Origin of the sequence: Nocardioides albidus (assembly GCF_006335005.1) — a bacterium.
Lineage (GTDB): Bacteria > Actinomycetota > Actinomycetes > Propionibacteriales > Nocardioidaceae > Nocardioides > Nocardioides albidus.
On sequence record NZ_VDMP01000017.1, the window covers coordinates 123,347 to 131,169 of the forward strand.

11 protein-coding genes are annotated in these 7,823 nt (G+C 71.5%); 8 read left to right on the plus strand and 3 right to left on the minus strand.

All coding sequences use genetic code 11. From position 1 onward, the window contains the following. The first annotated feature begins 2 nt into the window (after positions 1 to 2). Genes hisD through FHP29_RS04945 form a run of 7 tightly spaced genes read left to right on the plus strand, consistent with a single transcriptional unit; the run spans position 3 to position 5,530 of the window. Positions 3 to 1,301 (plus strand): histidinol dehydrogenase, encoded by a 1,299-nt coding sequence (gene hisD / locus FHP29_RS04915; RefSeq protein ID WP_139621776.1) that lies wholly within the window; start codon positions 3 to 5, stop codon positions 1,299 to 1,301. After that, positions 1,298 to 2,410 (plus strand): histidinol-phosphate transaminase, encoded by a 1,113-nt coding sequence (locus FHP29_RS04920; RefSeq protein WP_139621731.1) that lies wholly within the window; start codon positions 1,298 to 1,300, stop codon positions 2,408 to 2,410. The genes hisD and FHP29_RS04920 overlap by 4 nt, the downstream gene beginning before the upstream one ends. Continuing rightward, positions 2,407 to 3,027, plus strand: a complete 621-nt coding sequence (gene hisB, locus FHP29_RS04925) for an imidazoleglycerol-phosphate dehydratase HisB (protein WP_139621732.1) — start codon at positions 2,407 to 2,409, stop codon at positions 3,025 to 3,027. Before FHP29_RS04920 ends, hisB begins: the two co-directional genes overlap by 4 nt. Next, positions 3,024 to 3,683 (plus strand): imidazole glycerol phosphate synthase subunit HisH, encoded by a 660-nt coding sequence (gene hisH, locus FHP29_RS04930; protein WP_139621733.1) that lies wholly within the window; start codon positions 3,024 to 3,026, stop codon positions 3,681 to 3,683. Before hisB ends, hisH begins: the two co-directional genes overlap by 4 nt. Then, positions 3,676 to 4,413, plus strand: a complete 738-nt coding sequence (priA, locus tag FHP29_RS04935) for a bifunctional 1-(5-phosphoribosyl)-5-((5-phosphoribosylamino)methylideneamino)imidazole-4-carboxamide isomerase/phosphoribosylanthranilate isomerase PriA (RefSeq protein ID WP_139621734.1) — start codon at positions 3,676 to 3,678, stop codon at positions 4,411 to 4,413. Before hisH ends, priA begins: the two co-directional genes overlap by 8 nt. After that, positions 4,410 to 5,186, plus strand: a complete 777-nt coding sequence (gene hisF / locus FHP29_RS04940; RefSeq protein WP_139621735.1) for an imidazole glycerol phosphate synthase subunit HisF — start codon at positions 4,410 to 4,412, stop codon at positions 5,184 to 5,186. The genes priA and hisF overlap by 4 nt, the downstream gene beginning before the upstream one ends. Before the next feature lie 17 nt (positions 5,187 to 5,203). Then, positions 5,204 to 5,530: a hypothetical protein gene (locus tag FHP29_RS04945; RefSeq protein ID WP_139621736.1), complete on the plus strand. Its 327-nt coding sequence runs from the start codon at positions 5,204 to 5,206 to the stop codon at positions 5,528 to 5,530. On the opposite strand, the gene FHP29_RS04950 is transcribed toward FHP29_RS04945, so the two are convergent. From FHP29_RS04950 to FHP29_RS04960, 3 genes are all read right to left on the minus strand, one after another. Beyond that, a complete protein-coding gene (locus FHP29_RS04950) occupies positions 5,524 to 5,949 on the minus strand; it encodes a PKD domain-containing protein (protein ID WP_139621737.1) in 426 nt (141 codons plus the stop codon). The genes FHP29_RS04945 and FHP29_RS04950 overlap by 7 nt on opposite strands. 362 nt (positions 5,950 to 6,311) lie before the next feature. Then, positions 6,312 to 6,848 carry a DUF6318 family protein gene (locus FHP29_RS04955; protein ID WP_139621738.1) on the minus strand — a complete coding sequence of 179 codons (537 nt, stop codon included), beginning with the start codon at positions 6,846 to 6,848 and terminating at the stop codon, positions 6,312 to 6,314. A gap of 62 nt (positions 6,849 to 6,910) precedes the next feature. Beyond that, the gene (locus FHP29_RS04960) at positions 6,911 to 7,090 is read right to left on the minus strand and encodes a hypothetical protein (RefSeq protein WP_139621739.1); all 180 of its coding nucleotides are present in this window, start codon (positions 7,088 to 7,090) and stop codon (positions 6,911 to 6,913) included. Between the two features lie 112 nt (positions 7,091 to 7,202). Between FHP29_RS04960 and FHP29_RS21535 the strand changes: the two genes are divergently transcribed. Beyond that, a partial coding sequence (locus FHP29_RS21535; protein WP_158296466.1) for a DUF222 domain-containing protein occupies positions 7,203 to 7,823 on the plus strand: 621 nt, incomplete at its 3' end.

Genomic DNA, 7,823 nt, shown 5'->3' on the forward strand with positions numbered 1-7,823 from the left:
CCATGATCCGCCGCATCGACCTGCGTGATGCCGACCCTTCGGTCGACTACCGCGCGGCAGTGCCCCGTGCCGACTTCGACATCGAGGCGGCGGTCCCGGCGGTGCATGCGATCTGCGAGGACGTCCGCACCCGCGGGCTGGACGCCATCGTCGAGTTCGGAGAGCGGTTCGACGGCGTCCGGGTCGACGACATCAGGGTGTCGCCGGCGGCGATGCGCGACGCGCTCGACCGGCTCGACCCCGACATCCGAGCTGGCCTGGAGGAGTCCATCCGCCGGCTGCGGGCGACCTGCGCCAACGAGCTCGAGCAGGACGCGGTCACCGACCTGGGCCCCGGCGCGCGCGTCACCCACCGCAAGGTCCCGGTCGGGCGGGTCGGGCTCTACGTGCCAGGGGGCCTCGCGCCCCTCGTGTCGTCCGTGCTGATGAACGTCGTGCCCGCCCAGACCGCGGGCGTCGAGTCGATCGCGCTGGCCAGCCCGCCGCAGAAGGAGTTCGGCGGCTCGGTCCACCCGACGATCCTGGCCGCGTGCGCGCTCCTCGGCGTCGAGGAGGTGTACGCCGTCGGCGGTGCCCAGGCGATCGCCATGTTCGCCTACGGCGTGGGTCCTTGTCGCCGCGTCGATCTGGTCACGGGGCCCGGCAACATCTGGGTCGTCACCGCCAAGCGGATCCTCAAGGGCCAGGTCGGCATCGACTCCGAGGCCGGCCCCACCGAGATCGCGATCCTCGCCGACGACACCGGCAACGCGGCGTACGTCGCGGCCGACCTGATCAGCCAGGCCGAGCACGACCCGCTGGCCGCGTCGGTCCTCGTGACCACCTCCGAGCGGCTCGCCGCCGAGGTGGAGGCCGAGCTCGACCAGCAGGTCGCCGCCACCAAGCACACCGAGCGCATCACCACCTCCCTCGGCGGCAAGCAGTCCGGCATCGTGCTGGTCGACGACCTCGAGCAGGGGCTCGAGGTCGTCAACGCCTATGCCGCCGAGCACCTCGAGATCCACACCGAGGACGCCGCCGCCTGGGCCGCTCGGGTGCGCAACGCCGGCGCGATCTTCGTCGGGCCGCACGCCCCCGTGAGCCTGGGCGACTACTGCGCGGGCTCCAACCACGTGCTGCCCACGGCCGGGTGTGCCTGCCACTCCTCGGGCCTCTCGGTGCGGGCGTTCACCAAGTCGGTGCACGTCGTCGACTACTCCGCCGAGGCGCTCGCGGACGTCGCCGGACACGTCGTGACCCTCGCCGAGGCCGAGGACCTGCCCGGCCACGGCGCCGCCATCACCGTCCGGTCGACCCGATGACCGCCTCGGCCGGCGGCGGCTGGCCGCCGCTGCGCGAGGAGCTGCGCGGGATCGAGCCGTACGGCGCCCCGCAGCTGGACGTGCCGGTCCAGCTCAACGTCAACGAGAACCCCTACGGTCCGTCCGAGGCGTGCGTCGCCGACATCGCGGCGGCCGCCGCGGCCGCGGCGGCGACCCTCAACCGCTATCCCGACCGCGAGTTCGTCGCTCTGCGCCAGTCGCTGGCGTGGTACCTGTCCAAGGACACGCCCGCGGGCGTCCTGCCGGAGCAGGTCTGGGCGGCCAACGGCTCCAACGAGATCATGCTGCAGATCCTCCAGGCGTTCGGCGGGCCCGGCCGCACGGCGGTGAGCTTCGCGCCGACGTACTCGATGTATCCGGAGTACGCCCGCGACACCAACACCAGGTGGGTCGCCGGCCGGCGTGCCGAGGACTTCGCGCTCGACCTCGACGCCGCGCGCGACCTGGTCAAGACCGAGCAGCCCAGCGTGATCCTGCTGCCCAGCCCCAACAACCCGACGGGCACCGCGCTCCCGCCGGAGGCGGTCTCGGTGCTGTGCGAGGCGGCCGGGGACGATGGCATCGTCGTGGTCGACGAGGCCTACGGGGAGTTCCGCCGCAGCGGAGTGCCGAGCGCGCTCGAGCTGCTGCCGACGTACCGCAACCTCGTCGTCACCCGGACGATGAGCAAGGCCTTCGCGGGCGCCGGCCTGCGCCTGGGCTACCTCGCCGCGGCCACCGAGATCTGCGACGCGATCCGGGTGGTCCGCCTGCCCTACCACCTCTCCGCGGTCACCCAGGCCGTCGCGCTGGCCGCGCTGGAGCACGCACCGGAGCTGCTCGGCCGGGTCGACGACCTGCGCCGCGAGCGCGACGCGCTCGTCGAGTGGCTGCGCGCCGAGCGGTACGACGTCGCCGAGTCCGACGCCAATTTCGTGCTGTTCGGACGATTCGCCGACCGCCACGCCGTCTGGCAGGGTCTCCTCGACCGGGGAGTCCTGATCCGGGAGACCGGGCCGGACGGCTGGCTGCGGGTCTCGGTCGGCACCCCCGACGAGATGGCGGCCTTCCGGGCCGCACTGACCGATGTGAACGGAGAACGCGCATGACTGCCAGGACCGCGAGGACCGCACGGATCGAGCGGCAGACCAGCGAGTCGAAGGTGATCGTCGAGGTCGACCTCGACGGCACCGGCAAGCACGACATCTCCACGGGCGTCGGCTTCTACGACCACATGCTCACCGCCTTCGCGCGCCACGCGCTGGTGGACCTGACGGTGCAGAGCGAGGGCGACGTGCACATCGACGCCCACCACACCACCGAGGACACCGCGATCGCGCTCGGCCAGGCGCTGCGCCAGGCGCTGGGCGACAAGGTCGGCATCCGCCGCTTCGGCGACGCGACCGTGCCCCTCGACGAGGCGCTCGTGCACGCCGTCGTGGACGTCTCGGGCCGGCCCTACTGCGTGCACACCGGCGAGCCCGAGGGCCAGCAGTACGTCCAGCTCGGCGGCTCCGGGGTCTCCTACCTCGGCTCGCTGACCCAGCACGTCTTCGAGTCGATCGCCTTCCACGGCCACTTCGCGCTGCACGTGCGCGTCCTCGCGGGCCGCGAGCCGCACCACATCGTCGAGACGCAGTTCAAGGCGTTCGCCCGCGCGTTCCGCGACGCGGTCGCGATCGACCCGCGCGAGACCGGCATCCCCTCGACCAAGGGCGCTCTGTGACAGCTCCGTCCGTCGTCGTCCTCGACTACGGCTCGGGCAACCTGCGCTCCGCGGTCCGCGCCGTCGAGCGCGCCGGCGCGGCGGTCACCCTCACCAGCGATCTCGACACCGCGATGGAGGCCGACGGTCTGCTCGTGCCGGGCGTCGGGGCGTACGAGGCGTGCATGCGCGGTCTGCGGGCGATCCGTGGCGAGCGGATCATCGCGCGCCGGCTCTCGGGCGGGCGGCCCGTGCTCGGCATCTGCGTGGGCATGCAGATCCTCTTCGAGCGCGGCATCGAGCACGGCGTCGAGACCGAGGGCTGCGGCGAGTGGCCCGGAGTCGTCGAGCGGCTGCAGGCGCCGATCGTGCCGCACATGGGCTGGAACACGGTGTCCGTGCCGTCCGGGACCCGTCTGTTCGCGGGGATCGAGGACGAGCGCTTCTACTTCGTGCACTCCTACGGGGTCCGCGACTGGACGCTGGTCACCAACGACCGCACACCCCAGAGCCACCAGCCGCTGGTGACCTGGGCCGAGCACGGGCCCACTGGCTCCGCCGACCGATTCGTCGCGGCCGTCGAGAACGGACCGCTCTGCGCCACGCAGTTCCATCCCGAGAAGTCGGGGGATGCGGGCGCGCAACTGCTGAGGAACTGGGTGAAGAATCTTGTCTGAGTATCTGGAGCTGCTGCCCGCCGTCGACATCAAGGGCGGGCAGGCCGTCCAGCTGGTGCAGGGCGTGGACGGCTCGGAGAAGCGCTTCGGCGACCCGATCGAGGCCGCTCTGCGCTGGCAGGAGGCGGGCGCCGAGTGGATCCACCTCGTCGACCTCGACGCCGCGTTCGGTCACGGCAACAACCGCGAGCTGCAGGCCGAGATCGTCGGCCGCCTCGACATCCAGGTCGAGATGAGCGGCGGCATCCGCGACGACGAGTCGCTCGAGGCCGCCATGGCGACCGGCTGCCGCCGGGTCAACATCGGCACCGCTGCGCTCGAGCAGCCGGAGTGGTGCGCCAAGGCGATCGCGACGTACGGCGACCGGGTGGCCGTCGGCCTCGACGTCCGCGGCCGCACCTTGGCCGCGCGTGGCTGGACCAAGGAGGGCGGCGACCTCTACGAGACCCTCGCGCGCCTCGACTCCGAGGGCTGTGCCCGCTACGTCGTCACCGACGTCAACAAGGACGGGATGCTGCAGGGCCCCAACCTCCAGCTGCTGGAGGACGTCTGCGCCGCGACCTCGCGGCCCGTCGTCGCCTCCGGCGGCGTCACGACCCTCGACGACATCCGGGCGCTGATGGGCCTGGTGTCGATCGGCGTCGAGGGCGCGATCGCCGGAACCGCCCTCTACACCGGGCAGTTCACCCTCGAGGACGCGCTCGTGCTGACCCGCGGCGGCTTGGTATGACCCTCGCGGTGCGGGTCATCCCGTGCCTGGACGTCGACGCCGGCCGGGTGGTCAAGGGCGTCAACTTCCAGGACCTGCGGGACGCCGGCGACCCGGTCGAGCTGGCCAAGCTGTACGACGCGGAGGGCGCCGACGAGCTGACCTTCCTCGACATCTCCGCCTCCCACGAAGGCCGGGCGACGACGATGGAGATCGTCTCGGCGACCGCCGAGCAGGTGTTCATCCCGCTGACGGTGGGCGGCGGGGTCTCCTCGGTCGAGGACGTGGACCGGTTGCTCCGCGCGGGCGCCGACAAGGTGGCGGTCAACACCGCCGCGATCAAGCGGCCTGAGCTGATCGCCGAGATCGCCCACCGCTTCGGCAACCAGGTGCTGGTGCTGTCCGTCGACGCGCGCCGCGTGCCGCCGGGCACCGCGAACGCCACCGACTCCGGCTTCGAGGTGACCACCCACGGTGGCCGCCAGTCCGCCGGCATCGACGCGATCGCGTGGGCGGTGCGCGCCGCTGAGCTCGGTGCGGGGGAGATCCTGCTGAACGCCATGGACGCCGACGGCACCACCGACGGCTTCGACCTCGAGCTGATCCGCGCCGTCCGTGCCGAGGTCTCGATCCCGGTGATCGCCTCCGGCGGCGCGGGAGCCACCGAGCACTTCCCGCCCGCGGTCGAGGCCGGCGCGGACGCCGTACTGGCGGCGACGGTCTTCCACTTCGGCACGCTGCGCATCGCGGACGTGAAGTCCGCGCTCGCTGCGGCAGGTGTGCCGGTCCGCTGAGCGGGGAGGGTCCGGCCATGACCTACGACGTGTACGAGCCGGGCACCGACGGTCCCGGCAGCGGCGGACCCTGGCGGGTGGCCCTCGAGTACTCCAACCAGGGTGAGCGGAAGCCGCCGACGCTCGTGCAGATCGGCCGGACCGAGCACGCCGACCGCGCGACCGCCCTGGAGGCGGCCATCGCGGCCGCCCGTGAGTTCAGCCCGCCGGACCCGTGGTCCGAGCAGAGCCGCGCGATCTACCGGGACGGTCCCGACGGCTTCCTCGTGATCCTCGAAGGCGCGACCTCGACCTTCCACATGAGTGTGCGGATCATCGCTGCCGTCCCGCGCGAGGCTCAGTAGCCGACGAGCTTCGGCTGCGCCTCGATCACACGCAACTGCTGCGGCGTGCCCTCGACCGTCACCGTCTCGGCGATGCTCTGCCAGCCGCCGTCGCCGACCCGGTAGCGACCGGTGTAGGTGGTGGCGAGGCTGACGGCGTACGTCCCGATGCGCAGGTAGTCGTGGGTGTTCGTGAGCTTGGGGTATGGCGCCCCCGGCTTGGTCGTCGTGAGCGTCTCGCCGTCGCCGAACGTCCAGTGGTACTGGCTGGGCGTGGCCTCGATCGTGACCTGCTGCTTCACGAGCGTCACCGTCTGGGTGATGGGGGAGGTGCTGGTCGTGTAGAAGTTCGTGTCGAAGTTGACCAGCGTCAGGCCGTCGGGTGGCTGGATGACGAGGGTGGATGCGGGCCAGGTGAGGTCCTTGAACGCCCTGGTCACGGCATCGAGCGTCACGACCCCCGTCTCTGTCGCGTCCGATGGGGTGATGCAGTGGCGGCCCTGGTTCACGCCGTCGACCTTGACGTCGTAATAGTGGCCCGCGGTTCCCTCGCCGTCCGTGCAATCGAGGACCTTGCCACAGTGCCTGCGCAACTTGGACCCACAGACCGGGATCACTGCGTAGGTCTGGCCAGGACCGGCGACCGGGAGTTTTGTAGTTCCGTGGCCGGACGATCCGCACGTCTCTGAGGCGGAGAGAAGGTTCGCGTTCGCGTTGCAGTTCTCGGCGGCGGCCCGTTCCTGCGTGCTCCCGAGGACTGTCGCCGCGATCGCGAAGCAGAGGAGCAGACGACCGAGAATCCTCATAGGGGAACACCTTCGGTGGCCCCAACGATCCAGCGGCCGTCGATATGTGCGAGGTAGACGCGGGATCGGTGTGTTCCACCGTCGAAGGACTTGACCTCCCCACCCGGTGTCTCGGCGTACTCGGTCGGCTTGGCGACCAAGGTCACAACCCACTGGGTGTCCGACTCCGCCTGCATCGCGATGATCTGATCAGTGCCACCGCGGATGTAGCCACCGTTGCGGTAGATGCGCTCGACCTTCTTGGCGAACTTGTGGCACGAAGTGCAATCGGGACCGGCAGTGGCGAGGAAGCCTGCTGTCTCGCCGGTCGCCTGCATCTGATTGCCCAATGCCACCCACCTGCGGATGAACTGCCGTGCCGTCTCGTCCGCCGGCGCCTCTGTCAGCGGGTCTGCCGTGGGGCTGGTCGGCGCCTCCATCGTCCCGGTGGGTGTCCAGGTCGAGGTCGGGTCGCCGGGCTCGGTGTCGTCGTCGCCGCACCCGCCGAGGGCGAGGGTGGCGACGATCGCGGTGAGCGCGAGGGCTGTGCGCATGGGTCCTCCCGAGATGCCACATCGCCCGGACCGGGGCGATGAGGCGAACGTAGCCGAGTCGGTCATGGTGTGGCGAGACCGTCTGCTCCCTCGTCGGCTCCGTCTCCCACCTGGCCCGCGGGGACGTCACGGGCCGGGGGAGTACGGAGCTCGGACTCGTCCGCCTCGGCGCCGGCACAGCCGGAGACGAGGACGGCGATGGCGAGGCAGAGCAGGCCCTGGCGGATACCGAGAATGTCCATGCCCAGCAGCATGATCCGATTCCGCCGGGCATGCGTGGCGTTGTCCACAGGCTCGTGACGCGCCAAGTCGATGGCCCGGGTTTGTGTCGGGGGGTCCTGATGTGATGTCGGCATGGTCAGTGATCGGGCGGCTGGGGCTCTGGAGGGTCTGCCGGCGGGAGAGGTTCTCGACTTCGTCGAGGCCGCTCACGCCGCACGCTCGGCTGCCGACCGTGACATCCTGCGTGCCGCCTATCAGTGGGCGGTGCTGCACCACCCCGACGCCCTCCCGCCCCAGGATCGACGCGGCCGGGCCCGTGCGAAGCGGTCCGGTGGGGTGGGGACGCCGTTGATCACCGAGCACGCCGCGGCCGCCTTCGGGGCCCGGATCCAGACCAGCCCCTACGGCGCCCGCCGGTTGATCGCCGACGCCGTCGACCTCGTGCTCCGCCTCCCCCGACTGTGGGCCGGCGTCCAGGCCGGCACCGTGCGGGTCCCGCACGCGCGTCATGTCGCCGACGCCACCCGCGACCTCACCCAGCACGAGGCCGCCTGGGTCGACGCCGAAGTCCACGAGGCCGCCGACGGGCGGCTGGCCTGGACCCGCTTCGAGACCCTGGTCGAGGGCAAGGTCGCCGCCGCGGCCCCCGAGCTGACCCGCGCCCGCGAGGAGGCCGCCGCCAAGGAACGGTGTGCCCGGGTCTCCCGGGCACACCGACACGGCATGGCCACCTTGCTGATCAAGGCCGACGCC